We start from the raw sequence: 20,017 nt of genomic DNA, 5'->3' as shown, positions 1-20,017 counted from the left end.
GGCCGCAAGGGCACTGTCCGGCGGCGGTGCCGGACCCCACCCGAGCCGCTACGCCTCGGCGAAGTGGCATGCCGCCACCTGGCCATCGCCGAAGGGCCGCGGCACCGGCCGCACCCCCTCGCACCGCGACCGCTCCGCGTCCCCCAGCCCCGCGTACACCCCGCACCGCCCGCGGAACCGGCACCCCTCGTCCCGTACTTCGGGGCTGGGCGGGTCGCCCGCCAGCAGGATCCGTTCGCGGGAGCGCTCCCGTGAGGGATCGGGCACCGGTACGGCCGACAGCAGCGCCTGCGTGTACGGGTGCCGCGGCCGGGAGAAGACCTCCTCGACCGGACCGGATTCCACGGTGCGGCCGAGATACATGACGCTGACGCGGTCCGCTATGTGCCGCACGACGGCCAGGTCGTGCGAGACGAAGAGGTAGGCGAGGCCCAGTTCGCGCTTGAGGCGCTGCAGCAGGTTGAGCACGCCGGCCTGTACGGACACGTCCAGCGCGGACACCGGTTCGTCGAGGACGAGCAGCTCGGGTTCGACGGCGAGCGCCCGCGCGATGCCGATCCGCTGCCGCTGCCCGCCGGAGAACTCGTGCGGGAAGCGGTCCGCGTGGCCGGCCTCCAGGCCGACGAGCTCCAGCAGTCCGGGAACGCGGCCCGCGACGGCCGCGCGCCCGTGGCCCTGGGCGCGCAGCGGCTCGGCGACGATCTCGCCGACCGGCATCCGCGGGTCGAGGCTCGCCATGGGGTCCTGGAAGACGATCTGTACGGAGCCGCGCAGGGCGTGCGCCTGGCGCTTCGTCAGCGTGGCTGCGGAGCGGCCGAGGATCTCGACCTCCCCGGACTCGGGGGCGGCCAGCCGCAGGATCTCCATCAGGGCGGTGGACTTGCCGGAGCCGGACTCGCCGACGAGCCCCAGGGTCTCTCCCCGCCGGATGTCGAGGTCGACGCCGTCGACGGCGTACACGCTGCCGACGCGGCGGCGGAAGGCGGCGCCCTTGTACACCGGGAAGGTCTTGGTCAGCCCCCGGACGCGCAGCACGGCGGGCAGTTCGCCGCGGGGCACGTCGGTGGCGGCGCGTACGGGCGGAAGGACGGGCACCGGGTAGAGGCCGGGGCCGGGCGTCTTCACACAGGCCGCGAGGTGGCCGCCGGACCCTGCGAGCGCGGGTTCACCGGCGCAGGCGTCGTCGGCGAGCGGGCAGCGGGGTGCGAAGGGGCAGCCGCCGGACGGCTTCCGCAGGTCGGGCGGTGAGCCGGGGACGGGGGTGAGCGGGCGCCCGCCGGCGTCCGGGCGGGGCACGGCGCCGAGCAGCCCGATGGTGTACGGCATGCGCGGCGCGGCGAACAGCTCGTCCACGGGCGCGCTCTCCACGACGCGGCCCGCGTACATCACGGCGACGCGGTCGGCCATGCCGGCGATCACGCCGAGGTCGTGGCTGACGAGGAGCAGCGCCGCGCCCGTCTCGCGCCGGGCGGTGCGCAGGACGTCGAGGATCTGGGCCTGGACGGTGACGTCGAGGGCGGTGGTGGGCTCGTCGGCGAGGATGACGTCGGGGTCGTTGGCGACGGCCATGGCGATCATCGCGCGCTGGCGCATGCCGCCGGAGAACTCGTGCGGGTAGGCGCGGGCGCGCCGGGCGGGGTCGGGGATGCCGACGAGGTCGAGGAGTTCGACGGCGCGGCGGCGGGCCCGGTCGCGCGTGACGTCCTGGTGGATGCGGACGGCTTCGGCGATCTGGTCGCCGATGCGGTGGACGGGGGTGAGCGCGGAGAGCGGGTCCTGGAAGACCATGGCGACGCGGCTGCCGCGCAGCCGGGACAGCGCCTTCTCCCCCGCGCCGAGCATCTCGGTGCCGCCGGCCAGGACGGAGCCGCGGACGCGTGCGGTGCGGGGCAGCAGTCCCATGGTGGCGAGGGCGACGGTGGACTTCCCGGAGCCCGACTCGCCGACGAGGCCGAGGACTTCGCCGCGGGCGAGGGTGAGGTCGACGCCGCGGACGGCGGGTACCGGCCCCTCGGGCCCGTCGAAGTCGACGTGCAGGTCCCGTACGGCCAGGGCGGCCGTACGGGCCGGGGTCACCGCGTCAGCGGGCGGCGCGGTCATGGGTGGTTCCCTTCCGGCGCGGGCGGCGCCTGGTGCGGTGGTGGCCCGAGGTGGGGTCGAGGGCGTCGCGCAGGCCGTCGCCGAGGAAGTTGACCGCGAGGACGAAGACGACGAGCAGTCCGGCGGCGAAGAAGAACATCCAGGGGTAGGTGAGGGCGGCGTCGGAGCCGTCGGCGATGAGGGTGCCGAGGGAGACGTCGGGGGGCTGCACGCCGAAGCCGAAGTACGACAGGCCGGTCTCGCTCATCACGGCGCCGCCGACGGCGATGGTGGCGTCGACGATGAGGAAGGAGGAGATGTTGGGGAGGACGTGGCGCACGATGATGCGCAGCGGGTGCACCCCCATGAGCTGGGCGGCCCGCACGAATTCGCGCTCCTTGAGGGAGCGGGTCATGGACCGCACCACCCGCGCGGTGATCATCCAGCCGAAGACGGCGAGGAGTCCGACGAAGACGATCCAGCCGCTGTCGCGGAGCCGGGGCGAGACGATGGCGATGATCAGAAAGGCGGGGAAGACGAGGAGCAGGTCGATGAAGAAGGTGACGGCCCGGTCGGCCCAGCCGCCGAAGTAGCCCGCGCAGGCGCCGACGACGGAGGCCAGCACGGTCGAGGTCAGGGCCGTGAGCAGGCCGATCAGCAGCGATTTCTGCAGCCCGTGGAGGACCTGCGCGTAGACGTCCTGGCCGATGCGGTTGGTTCCCCACCAGTGGTCGGCGGAAGGCGCTTCGCGCAGCGCGCTGTAGTCGATGTCCGTGTGGCTCCAGGAGGTGAGATAGGGGCCGGCGAAGGCCAGCAGGAACAGCAGCAGCAGGACGGTGGCGCCGGCGACGGCGTTGCGGTTGGCGGCGAAGCGGCGCAGTGCGGTGCGGCCGCGCCCGCGGGCCGCGGGCGGTGGGGCCGCGGCGGGGCCGGCGGTGGGGACGGTGGCGGTGGTGGTCACGGTCGTGTGCCTCGCTCAGCTGGTGCGGACGCGCGGGTCGAGCGCGGCGTGGAGGACGTCGGCCAGGAAGCCGGAGAGCAGCACCATGACGGCGGCGAACACGTTGACCGCGACGACGGAGTTGACGTCGCTCTTGCCGATGGCGTCGATGAACCACGAGCCCATGCCGTGCCAGCCGAAGATCTTCTCGGTGAAGGCGGCGCCGGTGAACAGGGCGAGGAACCCGTAGGCGAAGAACGTGGACATGGGCACGAGCGCGGTGCGCAGGCCGTGGGTGAGGACGGCCCTGCGGTGGGTGAGCCCCTTGGCGCGCGCGGTGCGCAGGAAGTCCGAGCCGAGGACGTCGAGCATGGTGCCGCGCTGGTAGCGGCTGTAGGCGGCGGCGGTGCCGAGCGCGATGGAGAGGGTGGGCAGCAGCAGGTGGGCGGCGCGGTCGCCGAGGAGCGTGCCCGCGGAGCCGGTGAGGCCCGGGGTCTTCTCGCCGGTGAAGGAGATCAGTTCGGTGCCCGCGGCCTGGTTGACCTTGATGGCCCCGATCTTGAGCAGGACTGCGAGGAGGAAGGTGGGCGTGGACAGCAGCAGGAAGGCGAAGACGGTGACGGCGCGGTCGGAGAACCGGTACTGCCGCAGCGCGCCCCAGGCGCCCGCGAGGATGCCGGCCACCGTGCCGAGCAGGGTGCCCGCGAGCAGCAGCCGCAGGCTGACGCCGACGCGGCGGCCGAACTCCTCGCCCACGCTGCTGCTGTCGATGGTCCGCCCGAAGTCCCCGCGCACGGCGTGCGAGGCCCAGGTGCCGAATCGTTCCAGCAGTGGCGTGTGGTCGTTGATCCCGAGCGCGGTCAGCTGCGCCTCCACCGACTCGGCGGGAGGCGGCGGTTGGCGGCCTTCGAAGTACCCGCGCGGGGAGAGCGCCAGCGACGACAGCACGTACGACAGGAAGACGGCCACGGCCAAAAGCAGCGCATAGTAGCCGAGTCGTTTCGTCAGATAGGCGAGCACGGTGAGTGACACTATCCGGCGGAACCTACCGTTCGGTTTCTTTCTGTTTCGGATGTGTTTCGTGCGTGATAAATGCTGTAAACGCTTGACCGTATGGGCCTGTTGAGGCGGCAGCGACGTGCTTACGGTGACCGGGCCGTCCGTCCCCCATGAGAGGAAATCCGCCATGATCAGGCCCGTCAGAGCCACCGCCCTCGCGGCCGCGGCCGTCTCCGCCGCGCTGGTGGTCACCGCCTGCGGCAGCGGCTCGGGGAAGTCCTCGGACGACGGCGCGCAGGACAAGGCGGCACCGGCGGTCGGCGCCCAGGACCTCAACCCGCACCCGGTGGAGGACCTGAAGCAGGGCGGCATCCACAAGGTCTCGATCCAGCAGTGGATCAACCAGTACAACCCCAACCAGACGGACGGCACCCAGGGCGACGCCGCGGCGATCACCGCGCTGGTGGAGCCCGACCTGTTCACCTTCGACGCGAAGGGCGTACCGCACTCCAACCCGGACTACCTGGCCTCCGCGAAGGTCGTCTCCACCGACCCGCAGGTGGTGTCGTACGAGCTCAACCCGAAGGCCAGGTGGTCGGACGGAAAACCCCTGGGCGTCGCCGACTTCGAGGCCCAGTGGAAGGCGCTCAGCGGCAAGGACAAGGGCTTCCAGGTCGCCTCCACCAGCGGCTACGACCAGATCACCAAGGTCGAGCAGGGCAAGGACGAGCACGAGGTGCGGGTCACCTTCGCGACCCCCTTCGCCGACTGGCAGATGCTCTTCGACCCGCTGCTCCCGGCCTCCCTCAACGCGAACCCGGACAGCTTCAACAAGAGCTGGGCGGGACAGGTGCCGGTCACCGGCAACGCCTGGAAGGTCGGCCGGTACGACAGGACCGCGAAGACCATCACCCTGGTCCCGGACCCCGCCTGGTGGGGCGAGAAGCCGAAGCTGGACAAGTACATCTTCTGGGCCATGGACAGCAAGGCCCGCACCGACGCCTACCTCAACAAGGAGATCGACGACACCCCCGCCTCCACTCCCGAGGCGTACCAGCGCCTGAAGGGCGACAAGGACACCGACTTCCGCATCGGCGCGCGCTGGGACCAGGTCACGCTCAGCATGAACGGTGCCCGGGGGCCGCTCCAGGACGTCAAGGCGCGCCAGGCCGTGACGCTGGGCGTGGACCGCGAGGCGCTGGCGAAGGTGGCGGGCAAGGACCTCCCGTTCCGGCCCAAGGTCGTCAACAACCACTTCTTCATGCCGAACCAGGAGGGCTACCGGGACAACGCCGGCTCCTTCGGCAAGCGGGACGTCGCCCGGGCGAAGAAGCTGCTGGACGAGGCGGGCTGGAAGGAGGAGGGCGCCGGCAAGCCGCGCACCAAGGACGGCAAGCCGCTCGCCCTGGAGTACGTGATGCCCGCCGACGCCGTCCCGCTCGCCGAGGACCAGGCCAAGCTCACCCAGCAGATGCTCGGCGAGATCGGCATCAAGGTCGACCTGCGCAAGGTCCCCGGCGACGACTACTTCGACCGGTACGTCCACCGCGGCAACTACGACCTCACGCAGTTCCGCCAGGTCGACCGGATCTACCGCTCCAGCTCCTACCAGGACTACCGGCAGCCGGACGGCGACAACGCCTTCACCAACTACGGCCGGGTCTCGTCCCCCGAGGTGGACAAACTGATGGTGGAGGCGTCCCGGACCACGGACGCCGCGAAGCAGATCGCGCTGTACAACGAGGCGGACGCCAAGGTCTGGGAGCTCGGTCACTCGGTGCCGCTCTACCAGCGGCCCCAGATCATCGCGATCCGCAAGGGCCTGGCCAACACCGGTGCGCCGGGGCTGGGCGACGAGAACAGCGTCCGGATCGGATGGCTGAAGTAGTCGCCGGCGTATCCGCCGAAGCAACCACCGCAGTAACCGCCGCCCCGGCCGGTCACTGCTCCGGACGGGGCGCTTCCGCCGCCTGCTCGCCCACCAGGGTGCGGACCAGACGGGCGACGTGGCCGGCGGCCTCCTCGTCCGACGCGCCCGGGGCGACGACGTAGGACAACGTCAGCCGTACGGCCGCCTCGCAGGCCCACCGCGTGACCTCCGGCGCCCGGTCGGCGGCCGTACCGGAGACCGCCCGGAGGGTGCGGTCGCGGACGGCCTCGGCGAGGGCCGCGGCGCCCGGCCCGGAGCGCCCCCGGGAAGGGGCGAACGGCCCCCGCGGGGCCGGCAGGGCGGGTGCCGCGGCGGCGGGGAGCCGCTCCCCGCGGCACCCCGTGAGCGCGGCCCGGACGAGCGGGTTGGCCCGGGCCGTGCGCAGGATCCAGCAGGCAGCGGCCGCACAGCGGTCCCCGGCGTCCGCGGCGGCGCCGGCGGGCGCGGCCGTCAGGGCCCGCTCGACACCGGAGAGGAAGGCCTCCGCCTCCCGGCGGACCAGGGCGCGGGCGAGGCCGTCCTTGCTGCCGAACTCGTTGTAGAGCGTCTGCCGGGAGACCCCGGCCGCGGCCGCGACGTCCACCATCCGGACCCCGTTCCAGGGCCGGGTGCGAAGCGCCGCGAAGGCCGCGTCCAGCAAGAGCTCTCGTGCCGCGGGCATCGTCGCCTCCCCGGCCGTCCGGCCGCACCACGACTGTGGCCACAGAATTGACGTGCCGCCATACGGTGTCAAGAGCCCTGGGCGGGCCGCGAGTGCCGGAGCGGCGGCCACGGGTACTGTTCAGCCATGTCCGACTACCACGATGATCTGCGGCTGGCCCATGTCCTCGCGGATGCCGCCGACGCGGCCACCATGGACCGGTTCAAGGCCCTCGACCTGAAGGTCGAGACCAAACCGGACATGACCCCGGTGAGCGAGGCGGACAAGGCCGCCGAGGAGCTGATCCGCGGTCACCTGCAGCGCGCACGGCCGCGCGACGCGGTGCTGGGCGAGGAGTTCGGCAGCGAGGGCACGGGCCCGCGCCGCTGGGTGATCGACCCGATCGACGGCACCAAGAACTACGTGCGCGGGGTGCCGGTCTGGGCCACGCTGATCTCCCTGATGGTGCAGACCGAGTACGCCGGCTCGATCAGCTGGGAGCCCGTCGTGGGCGTGGTGTCGGCACCGGCGCTGGGCCGCCGGTGGTGGGCGGCCAGGGGCTCGGGTGCGTACACCGGCCGCAGCCTGACGTCGGCGACCCGCCTGCAGGCGTCCCGCGTGGGCCGTATCGAGGACGCCTCGTTCGCCTACTCCTCGCTCAGCGGCTGGGAGGAGCGCGGCCTGCTGCCGGGCTTCCTCGACCTCACGCGCGACTGCTGGCGCACCCGCGGCTACGGCGACTTCTGGCCGTACATGATGGTCGCCGAGGGATCGGTGGACATCTGCGCCGAGCCGGAGCTGTCCCTGTGGGACATGGCGGCGAACGTGGTCATCGTGGAGGAGGCGGGCGGCCGCTTCACCGGGCTGGACGGCCGGCCGGGCCCGCACAGCGGCGACGCCGCCGCGTCCAACGGCCTGCTCCACGACGAGCTCCTGGGCTACCTGCGCACGTAGCGTGCCCGGGCGGATCCGGGAGTGCCGCCGAGCGCGGTTACAGCCCTGCGCGCCCCTTGTTGGGCACGCCGTGCCGTGTGACGATGAGGGCCCCACGCTTGTGAACTTGTGAATCCCGGCAGGGGGTTCGCGGTCCACCAAGGAGGTGGCTCCAGCCATGCTCGTCCGCGACGCCATGAGCACGGTGGTCCTCACCATCGGCCCCGCCCACACCCTCCGACAGGCAGCCAGGCTGATGTCCGCGCGCAGGATAGGCGCCGCGGTCGTCCTCGATCCCGATACGAGCGGCCTCGGCATCCTCACCGAGCGGGACATCCTCAACTCCGTCGGCGCCGGGCAGGACCCGGACCGGGAGACCGCCCACGCGCACACCACGACGGACGTCGTCTTCGCGGCGCCCGAGTGGACCCTGGACGAGGCCGCGAACGCCATGGCGCGCGGCGGCTTCCGCCACCTGATCGTCCTCGACGGCCAGGGGCCGGTCGGCGTGGTGTCGGTGCGCGACATCATCCGCTGCTGGCTGCGGACGGGCGAGCGCGGGGCCCGGGAGGACGCGGCGGCGGGGGCGCTGGCGGGCTGAGGGCCTCCGGGCAGCCGGGAAGGCCGGAGCCCATTGGCGTCCGGCCTCCCCGGTTTGTACGGCAAGCGGCCATTGAGGAACCCCTACGGCGAGTCACCACCTCCGCGAGAGCGGCGGCGGATCAGCCGCAAAGGGGGGCTCTAGCCGCGCAGGGCCTGGACCGCGGCCTCCAGTCGCTTGCCGTAGTCCGCGTCCGCCTGGCGGAAGTTGTTGATGGCCCGCTCGGCGATGTCGGCGCGCGACACCTTCGCGATGAAGCCCGCGAGGTTGGCGATCAGGCGCTCCTTCTCCTCCTCCGACATCAGCCGGTAGAGGTTGCCCGCCTGGACGAAGTCGTCGTCCTCGGCGTGCGAGACCACCGCGTGGTTGCCCGTGCCGCCGGTGACGGAGGTGGACCCCCACAGCGGCTGCCCGGTCTCCCGCGGGCCGCCGAAGCTGTTGGGCTCGTAGTTCTTGGACCGGCCGTGGCGGCCGTCGTAGGCGTAGCCGTCACGGCCGTAGGTGTTCGCCACGGTGGCGCGCGGGCGGTTCACCGGCAGGTGGTCGGCGTTGATGCCGACGCGGTAGCGGTGGGCGTCGCCGTAGGCGAAGAGCCGGCCCTGCAGCATCTTGTCCGGGGAGGGGCCGATGCCCGGCACGAAGTGCGCCGGCGAGAAGGCGGACTGCTCGACCTCGGCGAAGACGTTGTCGGGGTTGCGGTTGAGCTCGAGCTTGCCGATCTCGATCGGCGGGTAGTCCTCGTGCGGCCACACGCGGGTGAGGTCGAACGGGTTGAAGCGGTACTGGGCCGCCTCGTCCGCCGGCATGATCTGCACCTGCACGGTCCAGGTGGGGAACTCGCCGCGCTCGATGGCCTCGCGCAGGTCGCGCTGGTGGAAGTCGGGGTCCTCGCCGGCGATGCGGTTGCCCTCGTCCTGGGTGAAGTTCTTGATGCCCTGGTCGGTCTTGAAGTGGTACTTGACCCAGAAGACCTCGCCGGCCTCGTTCTGCCACTGGTAGGTGTGCGAGCCGTAGCCGTTCATGTGGCGGTACGAGGCGGGGATGCCGCGGTCGCCGAAGAGCCAGGTCACCTGGTGGGTGGCCTCGGGCGAAAGCCCCCAGAAGTCCCAGACGTTGTCCGCCTCCTGCGAGCCGGTGTACGGGTCGCGCTTCTGGGTGTGGATGAAGTCGGGGAACTTGATGGCGTCCTTGATGAAGAACACCGGGGTGTTGTTGCCGACGAGGTCGTAATTGCCCTCCTCGGTGTAGAACTTCAGGGCGAAGCCGCGGGGGTCGCGCACCGTGTCGGCGGAGCCGAGGCTTCCGGCCACGGTGGAGAAGCGCAGGAACGTCTCGGTCTCCTTGCCCACCTGCGACAGGAACTTCGCCCGGGTGTACCGGGAGACGTCGGCGGTCACGGTGAACGTGCCGTACGCACCGGCGCCGCGGGCGTGCACCACGCGCTCCGGGATCCGCTCGCGGTTGAAGTGCGCGAGCTTCTCCAGCAGCGACTGGTCCTGGATCAGAACGGGACCGCCGACACCCGCGGTCTCGCTGTTCTGGTTGTCCGCGACCGGAGCTCCGGACTCCGTGGTCAGCGGGCCCGTCGTGGGAATGGTCTCGCCCTGAACCGACACGTGTGCCTCCGTCATCTCGTCCCTCACTCGGCCACTGGGTCCTGGCCGGTCACCTGGCCGGACCCGATCGCTCTGGCTTGACCTGATCGCTTGGCCTGAGCCGAGCTCGATCCTACATTAGACAATGTCTAAGTCAAGATGGACCTAACATAAAAACAAGATCCAATCGTGGACGGGGGCCGCTGCTACGCTGGTCCCATCTGACTGATAGGTGAATGGCATGAGTGACCTGCTGGAACGGCTCCGGGGACGCGGCTGGCGGCTGACCGCACAGCGACGCGTCGTGGCCGAGGTCCTGGACGGGGACCACGTGCACTACACCGCGGACGAAGTGCACGCCAAGGCCGCGGAACTACTGCCGGAGATCTCGCGCGCGACCGTGTACAACACCCTCGGGGAGCTGGTCTCCCTGGGCGAGGTCATGGAGGTGAGCACGGACGGGCGCGCCAAGCGTTACGACCCCAATGCCCACCACGCCCACCAGCATCTGGTGTGCTCCCAGTGCGGCACCATCCGCGACGTGCACCCCACGGGCGACCTGATGGCCGTCCTGCCGGCCGAGGAGCGCTTCGGCTTCCAGGTGGCGGCCGTCGAGGTCACGTACCGCGGCGTCTGCCCCAACTGCTCCGCAAGCTGAGCGCGCCGGAGGGCGCCCGGGGGGGCGGCGGCCGCGAGTGCCAGGGCCCGGAAACGGCGAAGGCCCGGATCCTGAGGATCCGGGCCTTGCCTTGGAGTAGCGGGGACAGGATTTGAACCTGCGACCTCTGGGTTATGAGCCCAGCGAGCTACCGAGCTGCTCCACCCCGCGTCGGTAGCTTCACCCTAACCCTTTCGGCGCAGGAGAAGCAAACGGGTTGCCCCGGCCCGCCCCTGCACCTGCGCGCTTCCCTACGCCGTCAGCTCCTGCTGCAGCGCGTCGCGCAGGCGCGCCGCGCGCTCCGCCACCTCCGGGGGGCCGAGCGCGACCGCCCGGTCGCACCAGTGCCGCCCCTCGGTGAGGTCGCCGCGCCGGGCAGCCAGCAGGGCGAGCCGCAGTGCGGCGCGTCCGTGCCCGGCCTCGGCCGCGCGGGCCCACCACAGGGCCGCCTCCGGCTCGCTGCCCTCGCGGGCCAGCAGCAGGCCCAGGTTGAAGGCGCCGTTGCGGCTGCCGGCCTCGGCCGCCTCGCGGTACCAGTGCGCGGCCCCGACCACGTCGCCCCGCTCGGCGACGAGCATCCCCAGCCGCACCTGGGCCCGCCGGTGGCCCTGCCGGGCCGCCCGCTCGTACCACTCCTCGCACTCCTCGGGGGCCTCCTCGTCCCGGTCGAGCAGCGCACCCAGCCGGAAGGCGGCCTCCGCGCTGCCGCCGCGCACGGCGACCCGCAGGTGGCGCTCGGCGGCCTCCTCGTCGCCGTCCCGCAGCAGGGCCATGGCGACCTGGAGGGCGGCGTCGGTGTGCCCGGCCGTCGCCGCGCGCTCGTACCACTGGAAGGCCGCGCGGTCCTCGTCGCGCCCGGCGTAGAGGATGCCGAGGTTGAAGGCGGCGTCGACGCTGCCCGCCTCGGCGGCCTTGGAGAACCACGGCTCCGCGCCGGCCGCGTCGCCGCCCTGGAGCAGCAGCACGGCGAGGGCGTTCGCCGCCTCCTTGTGCCCGGCGTAGGCCGCGCGGCGGTACCACTGCTCGGCCTGGGCCGTACGGCCCTGCTCGGCGCAGAGCAGGCCCAGGTTGTAGGCGCCGTTGACGTCGCCGTGGTCGAGCGCCGTGCGGTACCAGCGCTCGGCCTCCTGCGACTCGCCCCGGTCGGCGTGCAGGGCGCCCAGGGCGTTGGCGGCGTTGCCGTCGCCCTCCTGGGCGGCGCGGCGCCACCACACGGCGGCGCTGTCGCCGTCCCCGGCGTCGCGCAGCAGGAAGCCGAGCGCGCAGGCGGCCCGGGGCTCGCCGTCCTTGGCGGACGTCAGGTACCAGCGGGCGGCCTCCTGGGTCTCGCCGCGGCCCTCCAGCAGGGTGCCCAGGTGCAGGGCGGCCCGGCGGTGGCCGCGGGCGGCGGCCTGGCGGTACCACTGCTCGGCCTCGCGGGCCGGGCCCCCGCCCTCGCGGCCGCCCGCGGCGGCGGCGCGCAGCTCGCGGACGGAGGTCTCGACGCCGCCCGGGCCCAGGCTCTCGGCGCGCGAGCGCGGCGCCCGGCCGTCCAGGATCCTGGCCAGGCGGTAGGCGGCCTCGCGGTGGCCGCGCTCGGCCGCGGACCGGAACCAGCGCTCGGCCCCGACGTCGCTGCGGTGCTCCAGCAGGTCGGCGAGGGCGTAGGCGCCGAGGGCGTGCCCGGTTTCGGCCGACTGGCGCAGCCAGTACTCGGCGGCGGGCTCGTCCCCGCGCTCGCGGTGGTAGCGGCCGAGGGCGTGCGCGGCGGCGGCGGAACCGGCGACGGCGGCGATGCGCCACCACCCGGCGGCCTCGTCGGCGTAGCCCCGCTGGTGCAGCAGGACGCCGAGGTTGTTGGCGGCGGAGCGGTCGCCGTCGGCGGTGGCGGCGCGCAGGTGGCGCTCCGCCCCGTCGAGGTCCCCGCGGCGCAGCAGAAGGGCGCCGAGCATGCTCAGAGCGGCGGGGTCGCCGCTCTCCGCGGCGCGGCGGCGTGCGGTCTCCAGCTCGAGGTCGGCGGCGTCGCCGGCGTCGGCGGAATCCGCCGTGCCGGGGCGGAACCCCGGCATTTCCTGGTCGCTCCCGTCACCGGGAGCCTCTACAAGCCGGCCTGTCTCCCACAGCGTCGTCCTGTCCCCCATAAGCCCCATCGTCGCACCACCCGCAACCCGCGTACACCTGGTATACCGCAGCCAGTGAGGTCACTTCAGCGTTTTGTCGACTTCCCGACTTCCCGACACGACGGGGCTCCAAACTCTCCACAGAAGCCCCGCACACAACCCGCACAGTCCGCGTCACCCGGACACCGCACGGCCGGGGTGGCCGGCGGGGTCCGGGAACGACAAGGCCCGGAGTCCGAGGTTGGACTCCGGGCCTTGTCATGAAGTAGCGGGGACAGGATTTGAACCTGCGACCTCTGGGTTATGAGCCCAGCGAGCTACCGAGCTGCTCCACCCCGCGCTGTTGTGGAACAACCGTACCACGGCGCAGGGTGGAGCTTGATCAACTTGCGGGCTTGCCGCTCTGCTCGCTGCCCTTGTCGCCGCTCTTGTCGCCGCTCTTCTCGGCAGCCTTGGCCTCGGCCTTGGCGGCCCGGTCGAGGGCGTCCCTCAGGGCGTCCTGGGCCTTGCCGTACTCCGCCCAGTTCTTGTTCTCCAGGGCCTTCTGGCCGGCCGTGAAGGCGTCCTGGGCGTCCTTCAGGGCCTGCTTGACCGTGGGGTCCTGGGAGGGAGGCGGCTTCTGGGTGCCTTCGGAGGGCTTGGACGGCGCGGTCTTGCTGCCGAAGATCTCGTCCAGGGCCTCGTCGAGGGTGTCCCTGAAGGCGATCTTGTCGCCGTAGTTCACCAGCACCTTCTTCAGGAGCGGGTAATTGGAGCCCGCACCCCGCAGATAGACCGGCTCCACGTACAGCAGCCCGCCGTCCAGGGGCACGGTCAGCAGGTTTCCGTACTCGACCTCGGAGTCGCCCTTCTTCCAGATGTTGATCTGGTCGGCGACGGGTGTGTGGCTGTTGAATTTGCCCTGTGCCAGCCGCGGTCCCCAGACCGAGGTCTCGGACGGCAGTTTCAGTATCCGGATCTTGCCGTAGTCCTTGCTCTTGGCATCGGCGTCCACGGCCATGAAGGCACCGAGGTTCGTCCGGTTCTTGGGCGTGAAGGTCGTCGTCAGCGAGAAGGTCTGCTTCTCCTGGCGAGGCATCTTCATGCTCAGGTAGTACGGCGGGACCGCGTTGCCCTTGGTGTTGGTCGGGTCGTCCGGCACCTCCCAGCGCTCACTGCCGGTGTAGAACGTCTCCGAGTCGGTGACGTGGTAGCGGGAGAGCAGCTCGCGCTGGACCTTGAAGAGGTCCTGCGGGTAGCGCAGGTGGTCCATCAGCGCGGAGCTGATGGTGCTCTTCGCCTTCACCGTGCCGGGGAACGCCTTCATCCAGGTCTTGAGGACCGGGTCCTTCTCGTCCCACTGGTACAGCTTCACCGTGCCGTCGTAGGCGTCCACGGTCGCCTTGACGGAATTGCGGATGTAGTTGACCTGGTTCTGCTGGGCGACGACGGCGCGCTGGCCGGTCGTCAGCGAGTCGGCCGTGGTGTCGCCGAGGGTCGTACGGGAGGCGTACGGATAGCCGTTCGTCGTCGTGTACGCATCCACGATCCACTGGATGCGGCCGTCGACCACCGCCGGATAGGCGTCGCCGTCGATGGTCAGCCACGGGGCGACCGCCTCGACGCGCTCCTTGGGGGTGCGGTGGTAAAGGATCCGCGAACCCTTTCCGATGGCACCCGAGTAGAGGATCTGCGGCTCGCCGAACGCCACCGCGTACGCGGCGCGGTTGACGGGGTTGGACAGGTTGACCCCGCTCTTCCCCTTGTACGAATAGCTCCGCTCGCCCTTGTCCGAGGAGTAGTCCAGCTCCTCCTGCGGTCCGCCGACGATCGAATACTGCGTCGTCTTCTCGCCGTAGTAGACGCGCTGCTCGTAGGGGCCGAACAGGCCCTCGGTCGGCAGGCTCTTGGCCGTGAAGTCGGGCGCCCCGGCCTTGTCGGTCGTGGTGCCCTTCGCCGTGATGGCGCCGTAGCCGTGGGTGTACTTGAAGTGGTCGTTGATCCAGTTGCGCTCGGGAATGCCCTTGAGGTTGAGCTCGCGCAGACCGATGACCGTGTCCTGCTCCTTGCCGTCCACCTTGTAGCGGTCGACGTCCAGCGTGGAGGGGAACTGGTAGTACCCCTTGACCTGCTGCTCCTGCTGGAAGGCGGGCGAGACGAGGTTCGGGTCGAGGAGACGGAGGCTGGCCGTCGAATTCACCGCGGCGCGCAGCTTCTCGGGGTCCTTGCCCGTCAGGTCGCTGTTGCCCTTGTAGTTCTGGACGTCCGCGTCGCCGATCCCGTACGCCTCACGCGTCGCCGTGATGTTCTTCTTGATGTACGGCGCTTCCTTGGCCTGCTCGTTCGGCTGGACCTGGAACTTCTGCACGATCGCCGGGTAGAGCCCGCCGATCAGGACGGCCGAGAGCACCATCAGCCCGAAGCCGATCACCGGCAGCTGCCAGGTGCGCCGCCACAGCGTGGCGAAGAACAGCACCGCGCAGATCAGCGCGATGATGAACAGGATCGTCTTGGCCGGCAGATACGCATTGGCGTCGACGTAGCGCAGCCCCGTCCAGCCGTCGGTGGACTTCAGGCCGCTGGACTTCACCGCCAGGCCGTAGCGGTCCAGCCAGTAGGCGATGGCCTTCAGGCCCACGAAGATGCCGAGCAGCACCGACAGGTGCCCCGTGGCCGCGGCCGTCGCCCGGTGGCCCGGGCTGGTGAGCCGCAGACCGCCGTAGAGGTAGTGCACGAGGGCGGCGGCGATCAGCGACAGCACCGCGGCCGCGAAGCCGAAGCTCAGCAGGAAGCGGTACCAGGGCAGGTCGAAGGTGTAGAACGCGATGTCCTTGTGGAACTGCGGGTCCTTCTGGTGGAAGGGGACGCCGTTGACCCACTGCAGCCAGGTGCGCCACTGCCCGGCCGCCGAGGCACCCGCGACCAGGCCCACGAGGGCGGTGACCGCGAGGAGCACCCACTTCTTGTACGGCGCGATGCTCATCCGGTAGCGGTCGAGGCTCTGCTGCTCCATCGACATCGCGCTCAGCGGCGGCCGCAGCCGGTGCGCCAGCCAGATGTTGGTCCCCACCGCCAGTGCCATCAGCAGGCCGAAGACCGCGAAGAGCCCGATCTTGGTGCCGAGGGTGGTGGTGAAGACCGAGGAGTAGTCGACCGAGCGGTACCAGAGCCAGTCCGTCCAGAACCCTGCGAACATCACGAAGAGCATGGCCAGTGCGGCCAGCACGCCCAGCGTGGTCAGCAGGGTCCGGATCCGCCGGGACGGTCGGCCGACTCTGATCCGTGGCCCTGTCGGGCCTCCGCCGCGGTCCGGCATCTGGAAAGCCAAGGTGCGCACCTCGAAGTTCGCTGTCAGGGGAGCTGTCGATCAGGGCCCAGCGATACTAGGGCCCTAGGTGGCAACTTACCGAGGCTTTACTCAGTTCCCGTTTTCGGTCACTCTCAGGGCACGATATTGCTCATGTCCAGCACTTCCAGCACCCCCGACCCCTCCCTCCCGTCCGGCCCCGGCGGCCCGGGCGGCGACGTCCCCATGGCGGCCAGCCCGCTGACCCGCGCCGTTCTCGAGATCGACCAGTACGCCTCCACCCTCGGCTGGGACCAGCCCGCGCGGCTGTTCGCCCTGGTCGACACGGCCAAGCTGCGCCTCCAGGAGCCCGGCCTCGCCGATCAGCTCGGCCTCGACGCGAACGCCCAGGCCGGCTCCCTCACCCCGATCGAGCAGGACGAGGTCCCGGCGGGCACCGCCCTGGACAAGTTCCTCGGCACCATCGCGTGGCCCGACGCCGTGACGGGGTGCGCCCTGACCGTGGAGCGGCTGATGCTGCCGCCGTCCGCCGAGGGCACCGTGCCCAACGGCATGAACGAGAAGCAGCTCGCCAAGTGGGTCGCCGCCCACCCGGACCGGCAGGAGGTGCGGATGACCGTGGCCGTGCTGCGGGACGGGGCGCGGGAGACCGCGGTGCGGCTGCGCGAGAAGGACTCGCCGACCGAGGTCCTCACGGGCCCGGACCTGGTGCCGGGGCTGGCGGAGGCGCTGGCGGCGACGTTCGAGGACTGATGCGGCGCCCGCAGCGGGGGCTCAGCCGGCCTGGCACAAGGGCAGGCCGGCCGAGTCCCCCTTGCGGATCTTCTCCAGGGCGCCGACGGCGTCGCCTATGGTGTCGACCTTGACCAGCGTGAGCCCGGACGGCTTGTCCTTCGCGGCGGCCGTGCAGTTGTCCTTGGGCGTGAGGAAGTAGCGGGCGCCCTTGGAGCGCGCGCCCACCGTCTTCATCTCGACGCCGCCGATCGGGCCGACCTTGCCGTCCTCGTCTATGGTCCCCGTGCCGGCGATGAACTTGCCGCCGGTCAGGTCCCCGGGGGTCAGCTTGTCGACTATCCCGAGGGCGAACATCAGGCCGGCGCTCGGCCCGCCGACGTCCGCCAGCTTGATGTTGATCGTGAACGGGAAGGTGTGGTCCGTCCCGGCCTGGATGCCGACCAGGGCGCGCTTGTCGTCGGACGCCTTCGTCGTGGTGAGGGTCACGTCCTGCTCGACGGACGGCTGCCGCTTCTCCTTCTCGGCCGCGGCGGCCTCCTTGGCCGGAACGATCCGGAAGGTGACCTTCTGGCCGGGCTGGTGCTTGGTGACCAGCTTGGCGACGTCCCCGGGCTGCTTGATCTCCGTACCGTCGACGGCCTTGATCACGTCGCCGGCGTGCAGCTGCCCCTCGGCCGGGCTGTTCTTGACGACCGACGCCACCACCGTGCGGGTGCCGACCGGGATGCCCAGCTGCTTGAGCGCCGCCACCTTGGCGCTCTCCTGGGACTGGCTGAACTCCTCCGCCGTCTCCTGGTTGAGCTCGTCGGGCGTCTTGTCGTCCGGGTAGAGCGTGCTGTGCGGGACGACGAGGTTGTCGTGGGCGATCCAGCCGTAGACCGCCTCCACCAGGTTCATCCGGTACCGCGAGCCGGTGACGCGAACCGTCGTCATGTTGAGGTTGCCGGTCGTCGGATACGTCTTGTGCCCCGAGATCTGCAGCACCGGCTCCCCGTCGTGCTCACCGAGCGTGTTGACCGTCGGCCCGGGCGACATCTCCGCGTAGGGCACGGGGATCAGCACGCCTGCGCAGAGGAGCGCGATCAGCATCAAGAGGGAGGCGAGCATCGTCGCGGTGCGGCGGGGCATGGAACGACAGTACGGGACGGGTCCGACAGTCCACCCGCGGGGCGGTCCGTCCGGGGAGGCCACCCGGGGCTCGCGAAAACACGCCGGCGCCCCGGCGCGAGCCGGGGGGCGCTTCAGGAGACTCCGGTACCGGAATCCTGCGGTTCCCTCGCCTCACGGTGTTCCGTCACCTCGCGGCGTTCCATCGCCTCACGCCGCTCCATGGCTTCACGGAACCGGGCATACCCCGCGAGCTCCGAGATGTCCCCGCTCTTGCGGTTACGAGCGGCCCAGGTGCCCCAGAGCAGGGCAACGACGGCCGCGGCAACCGGAATCAGCAACCACACGAGTGCCGCCATACCGACCTCCGACCCCCGGACACCACCACTGAAAAGACCGATGAGCAGATTAGTCTTTCGTACAGTCAACGCTCGCGTCAGGGGGCCGGTTACGCAACCGGAAGTGATCCTTCAGGAGACCGGTGACGCTACGCGCCCACCCTCCCCCAGCTACCGCTGGGGGTGCCCCCGGGTGCCCCCGTTGCCTAAGCGCCCACCCACTCCTCGGTGCCGTCCGAGAAGACCTGGTGCTTCCAGATCGGCACCTCGCGCTTGAGGTCGTCGATGAGCCGCCGGCACGCCTCGAACGCCTCCGCCCGGTGCGGGCACGAGACCGCCACCACGACGGCCAGGTCGCCGATCTCCAGGTCGCCCACCCGGTGCACGGCCGCGAGCGCCCGGACCGGGAAGTCCGCCGCGACCTTCTCGGCCACGCGGCGCAGCTCCGCCTCGGCGGTGGGGTGCGCGGAATAGCCGAGTCCGCGGACGCCGGCGCCGCCGTCGTGGTCACGCACGGTGCCCACGAAGAGCGCCGTGCCCCCGGCGGCGTGGTCGCCGACCGCGGCGAAGACCTCGTCCACGGACAGGGGGGTGTCGCGGACCGCCAGAAGGCGGACCGGATCCGTCGCGGCGAGCTCGCCGGGGTGATCGTACGTACGGGCCATGTCCCCCATCGTGCCGTACGGAGGGCGTGGGCGAGGACCGGCCTTTCAAACAGCCGTACGAGACGGTCTGTGGACGGTCCTCCAAGGCCCGGGGCCCGCCGCGGGCCCTAGAGGCGGCGGCGCGCCTTGCGGGCGCGACGGACCAGCGCGGCGGTGCCCAGCAGGGCCACGGTCGCCCCCGCGGCGCCCGCGGCGGTGGCGTCCTTGCGGCCCAGGCGGCGGCCTGCGACCGTGTGCCGGCCGGAGACCTCCTCCAGCAGCTCGGCGAGGACCTCCTCGTTCGTCCAGCGCGGCCGCCAGCCGGCCTCGTGCAGCCGGCTCCCGCTGACGACCCACGGGTGCATCGTGTACTCGAGGTCGCCCGCGGGCGACGGCGTCAGGCCGAGGCGGTGCAGCCGGGAGGCGGCCCCGAGGGCGACCGCGGAGGGCAGCTCCATGCGCCGGATGCCGGAGAGCTCCTCGACCTCCTCCTGCTCCAGCCAGCCGTCGCAGCCCACCGCGAGCTCCCCCTCGGCCTTCTCCAGGGCGGCGAACTCCAGGGCGCTGACCAGGTCCTCCACGTGGCAGAACTGCCAGGTCGGCCGGGATCCGGCGACGACCAGGAGGCGGGGCGACTCGAAGTAGCGGGTCAGGGCGGTGTCGGTGCCGCCGACGAGGACGGCGGGCCGCAGCACCGTGACGTTCAGGCCGGGGTGGGCGCGCGGCGCCCGGCGGGCGAGCCGCTCGATCTCCAGCAGGTCGCCGACGCCGGTGGCCTCGGCGGTGGCACGCAGCTCGGCGTCCTCGGCGAGCGGCACGTCGTTGTCGGGCAGGGCCCCGTAGACCATCGCGGAGGTGCACAGCACCACGCGGTGCACCCCGGCGGCCGCGGCGGCCGTCAGGACGGTCTGGGTGCCGCGCACGTTGTAGGCGGTGCGGGCGGCGGCGTCGGTCTCCAGGTCGAGGTCGAGCGCGAGGTGCACGACGACGTCGGCACCGCGCAGCTTCTCGGCGATCGCCGGGTCACGGACGTCGAGCACGTGCCACTGCGCCTCGGTCACGTCGCCACGGCGCTCGTCGATGGCCACGACCTGCTTGATGTGCTCGGACACGGCGAGCCGCTGCGTGAGCAGGGCGCCGACGCCGCGCGCGGCACCGGTGACCGCCACGACGGGCCTTCGGCCGCCGTGGGGGCTCGTACTGTCTCGCGCGGAACCGTTTCGCGCTGCGCGAACTTCTGGGTCGGGGGAACTCACCGGGCGTCTCCAGCGGTTGTCTTCAGTACGTACGAGAGATGACGCGTACGGACCAGGTGACGTCCATCCTGCCGCAGGCCCCGGGTCGGCGAAGCACCAAGCCCGGATACCGGTGAGGTGTCTAGGCTGGTGGTGATGTCGGGCATTCGCCGCCGGTCCTGTGCCGGCGGCCCTACG

The 20,017-nt window shown here is 71.5% G+C and carries 16 protein-coding genes and 2 tRNA genes; 5 read left to right on the top strand and 13 right to left on the bottom strand.

What is annotated here, in order from left to right:
• Nucleotides 1–48 precede the first annotated feature (48 nt).
• Genes ACFPP6_RS16665 through ACFPP6_RS16655 form a run of 3 tightly spaced genes read right to left on the bottom strand, consistent with a single transcriptional unit; the run spans nucleotide 49 to nucleotide 4,039 of the window.
• Entirely contained in the window at nucleotides 49–2,100 is a 2,052-nt protein-coding gene (locus tag ACFPP6_RS16665) for an ABC transporter ATP-binding protein (RefSeq protein WP_382042398.1), read from the bottom strand.
• The gene (locus ACFPP6_RS16660) at nucleotides 2,081–3,040 is read right to left on the bottom strand and encodes an ABC transporter permease (RefSeq protein ID WP_382042395.1); all 960 of its coding nucleotides are present in this window, start codon (nucleotides 3,038–3,040) and stop codon (nucleotides 2,081–2,083) included. Before ACFPP6_RS16660 ends, ACFPP6_RS16665 begins: the two co-directional genes overlap by 20 nt.
• Before the next feature lie 15 nt (nucleotides 3,041–3,055).
• A complete protein-coding gene (locus ACFPP6_RS16655; RefSeq protein ID WP_382042615.1) occupies nucleotides 3,056–4,039 on the bottom strand; it encodes an ABC transporter permease in 984 nt (327 codons plus the stop codon).
• Nucleotides 4,040–4,205: 166 nt separating this feature from the next.
• Here ACFPP6_RS16655 and ACFPP6_RS16650 point away from each other — a divergent pair, with 166 nt between their 5' ends.
• Entirely contained in the window at nucleotides 4,206–5,906 is a 1,701-nt protein-coding gene (locus ACFPP6_RS16650; protein WP_382042392.1) for an ABC transporter family substrate-binding protein, read from the top strand.
• Nucleotides 5,907–5,958: 52 nt separating this feature from the next.
• Here ACFPP6_RS16650 and ACFPP6_RS16645 read toward each other — a convergent pair whose 3' ends face one another.
• The gene (locus ACFPP6_RS16645; RefSeq protein WP_382042390.1) at nucleotides 5,959–6,609 is read right to left on the bottom strand and encodes a TetR/AcrR family transcriptional regulator; all 651 of its coding nucleotides are present in this window, start codon (nucleotides 6,607–6,609) and stop codon (nucleotides 5,959–5,961) included.
• A gap of 126 nt (nucleotides 6,610–6,735) precedes the next feature.
• Here ACFPP6_RS16645 and hisN point away from each other — a divergent pair, with 126 nt between their 5' ends.
• Together hisN and ACFPP6_RS16635 are read left to right on the top strand one after the other, a co-directional pair.
• Nucleotides 6,736–7,542 carry a histidinol-phosphatase gene (gene hisN / locus ACFPP6_RS16640; protein ID WP_168095317.1) on the top strand — a complete coding sequence of 269 codons (807 nt, stop codon included), beginning with the start codon at nucleotides 6,736–6,738 and terminating at the stop codon, nucleotides 7,540–7,542.
• 157 nt (nucleotides 7,543–7,699) lie between these two features.
• Complete coding sequence (locus ACFPP6_RS16635) at nucleotides 7,700–8,122, top strand: CBS domain-containing protein (RefSeq protein ID WP_382042387.1); 423 nt, start codon at nucleotides 7,700–7,702, stop codon at nucleotides 8,120–8,122.
• Between the two features lie 140 nt (nucleotides 8,123–8,262).
• On the opposite strand, the gene ACFPP6_RS16630 is transcribed toward ACFPP6_RS16635, so the two are convergent.
• Entirely contained in the window at nucleotides 8,263–9,753 is a 1,491-nt protein-coding gene (locus tag ACFPP6_RS16630; protein WP_382042384.1) for a catalase, read from the bottom strand.
• A 205-nt stretch (nucleotides 9,754–9,958) separates the two neighbouring features.
• On the opposite strand from ACFPP6_RS16630, the gene ACFPP6_RS16625 reads away from it, so the two are divergent.
• Nucleotides 9,959–10,375 (top strand): Fur family transcriptional regulator, encoded by a 417-nt coding sequence (locus ACFPP6_RS16625; protein WP_382042382.1) that lies wholly within the window; start codon nucleotides 9,959–9,961, stop codon nucleotides 10,373–10,375.
• Between the two features lie 97 nt (nucleotides 10,376–10,472).
• Here ACFPP6_RS16625 and ACFPP6_RS16620 read toward each other — a convergent pair.
• The 4 genes from ACFPP6_RS16620 to ACFPP6_RS16605 all read right to left on the bottom strand — a co-directional run bounded on the left by ACFPP6_RS16620 (nucleotide 10,473) and on the right by ACFPP6_RS16605 (nucleotide 15,769).
• Nucleotides 10,473–10,546 (bottom strand) — tRNA-Met (locus ACFPP6_RS16620).
• 80 nt (nucleotides 10,547–10,626) lie between these two features.
• Nucleotides 10,627–12,504 (bottom strand): tetratricopeptide repeat protein, encoded by a 1,878-nt coding sequence (locus ACFPP6_RS16615; protein WP_382042379.1) that lies wholly within the window; start codon nucleotides 12,502–12,504, stop codon nucleotides 10,627–10,629.
• A gap of 236 nt (nucleotides 12,505–12,740) precedes the next feature.
• Nucleotides 12,741–12,814, bottom strand: a tRNA-Met gene (locus ACFPP6_RS16610).
• Between the two features lie 42 nt (nucleotides 12,815–12,856).
• Entirely contained in the window at nucleotides 12,857–15,769 is a 2,913-nt protein-coding gene (locus ACFPP6_RS16605; RefSeq protein WP_382042612.1) for a UPF0182 family membrane protein, read from the bottom strand.
• A 144-nt stretch (nucleotides 15,770–15,913) separates the two neighbouring features.
• Here ACFPP6_RS16605 and ACFPP6_RS16600 point away from each other — a divergent pair, with 144 nt between their 5' ends.
• Complete coding sequence (locus ACFPP6_RS16600; RefSeq protein ID WP_382042376.1) at nucleotides 15,914–16,513, top strand: PPA1309 family protein; 600 nt, start codon at nucleotides 15,914–15,916, stop codon at nucleotides 16,511–16,513.
• Nucleotides 16,514–16,534: 21 nt separating this feature from the next.
• Here ACFPP6_RS16600 and ACFPP6_RS16595 read toward each other — a convergent pair whose 3' ends face one another.
• From ACFPP6_RS16595 to ACFPP6_RS16580, 4 genes are all read right to left on the bottom strand, one after another.
• Nucleotides 16,535–17,623 (bottom strand): YlbL family protein, encoded by a 1,089-nt coding sequence (locus tag ACFPP6_RS16595; protein ID WP_382042373.1) that lies wholly within the window; start codon nucleotides 17,621–17,623, stop codon nucleotides 16,535–16,537.
• A gap of 113 nt (nucleotides 17,624–17,736) precedes the next feature.
• Entirely contained in the window at nucleotides 17,737–17,961 is a 225-nt protein-coding gene (locus ACFPP6_RS16590; protein ID WP_382042370.1) for a hypothetical protein, read from the bottom strand.
• Nucleotides 17,962–18,146: 185 nt separating this feature from the next.
• Nucleotides 18,147–18,605: a molybdenum cofactor biosynthesis protein MoaE gene (locus tag ACFPP6_RS16585; RefSeq protein WP_382042367.1), complete on the bottom strand. Its 459-nt coding sequence runs from the start codon at nucleotides 18,603–18,605 to the stop codon at nucleotides 18,147–18,149.
• Nucleotides 18,606–18,712: 107 nt separating this feature from the next.
• On the bottom strand, nucleotides 18,713–19,840 hold the full coding sequence (locus ACFPP6_RS16580; protein ID WP_120753623.1) for an SDR family oxidoreductase: 1,128 nt from the start codon (nucleotides 19,838–19,840) through the stop codon (nucleotides 18,713–18,715).
• Nucleotides 19,841–20,017 lie beyond the last annotated feature (177 nt).

Origin of the sequence: Streptomyces aureoversilis (genome assembly GCF_042657885.1) — a bacterium.
Classification (GTDB): Bacteria; Actinomycetota; Actinomycetes; order Streptomycetales; family Streptomycetaceae; genus Streptomyces; species Streptomyces aureoversilis.
Note: the sequence above shows the minus strand (reverse complement) of the source record. Positions and strands in the feature narration are given on the sequence as shown.

Coding starts and splice junctions, on each gene's coding strand:
- ACFPP6_RS16605 (WP_382042612.1), bottom strand. CDS start 15,769: ATGCCGGACCGCGGCGGAGGCCCGACAGGGCCACGGATCAGAGTCGGC.
- ACFPP6_RS16590 (WP_382042370.1), bottom strand. CDS start 17,961: ATGGCGGCACTCGTGTGGTTGCTGATTCCGGTTGCCGCGGCCGTCGTT.
- ACFPP6_RS16645 (WP_382042390.1), bottom strand. CDS start 6,609: ATGCCCGCGGCACGAGAGCTCTTGCTGGACGCGGCCTTCGCGGCGCTT.
- hisN (WP_168095317.1), top strand. CDS start 6,736: ATGTCCGACTACCACGATGATCTGCGGCTGGCCCATGTCCTCGCGGAT.
- ACFPP6_RS16625 (WP_382042382.1), top strand. CDS start 9,959: ATGAGTGACCTGCTGGAACGGCTCCGGGGACGCGGCTGGCGGCTGACC.
- ACFPP6_RS16630 (WP_382042384.1), bottom strand. CDS start 9,753: ATGACGGAGGCACACGTGTCGGTTCAGGGCGAGACCATTCCCACGACG.
- ACFPP6_RS16650 (WP_382042392.1), top strand. CDS start 4,206: ATGATCAGGCCCGTCAGAGCCACCGCCCTCGCGGCCGCGGCCGTCTCC.
- ACFPP6_RS16635 (WP_382042387.1), top strand. CDS start 7,700: ATGCTCGTCCGCGACGCCATGAGCACGGTGGTCCTCACCATCGGCCCC.
- ACFPP6_RS16595 (WP_382042373.1), bottom strand. CDS start 17,623: ATGCCCCGCCGCACCGCGACGATGCTCGCCTCCCTCTTGATGCTGATC.
- ACFPP6_RS16615 (WP_382042379.1), bottom strand. CDS start 12,504: ATGGGGCTTATGGGGGACAGGACGACGCTGTGGGAGACAGGCCGGCTT.
- ACFPP6_RS16600 (WP_382042376.1), top strand. CDS start 15,914: ATGTCCAGCACTTCCAGCACCCCCGACCCCTCCCTCCCGTCCGGCCCC.
- ACFPP6_RS16665 (WP_382042398.1), bottom strand. CDS start 2,100: ATGACCGCGCCGCCCGCTGACGCGGTGACCCCGGCCCGTACGGCCGCC.
- ACFPP6_RS16585 (WP_382042367.1), bottom strand. CDS start 18,605: ATGGCCCGTACGTACGATCACCCCGGCGAGCTCGCCGCGACGGATCCG.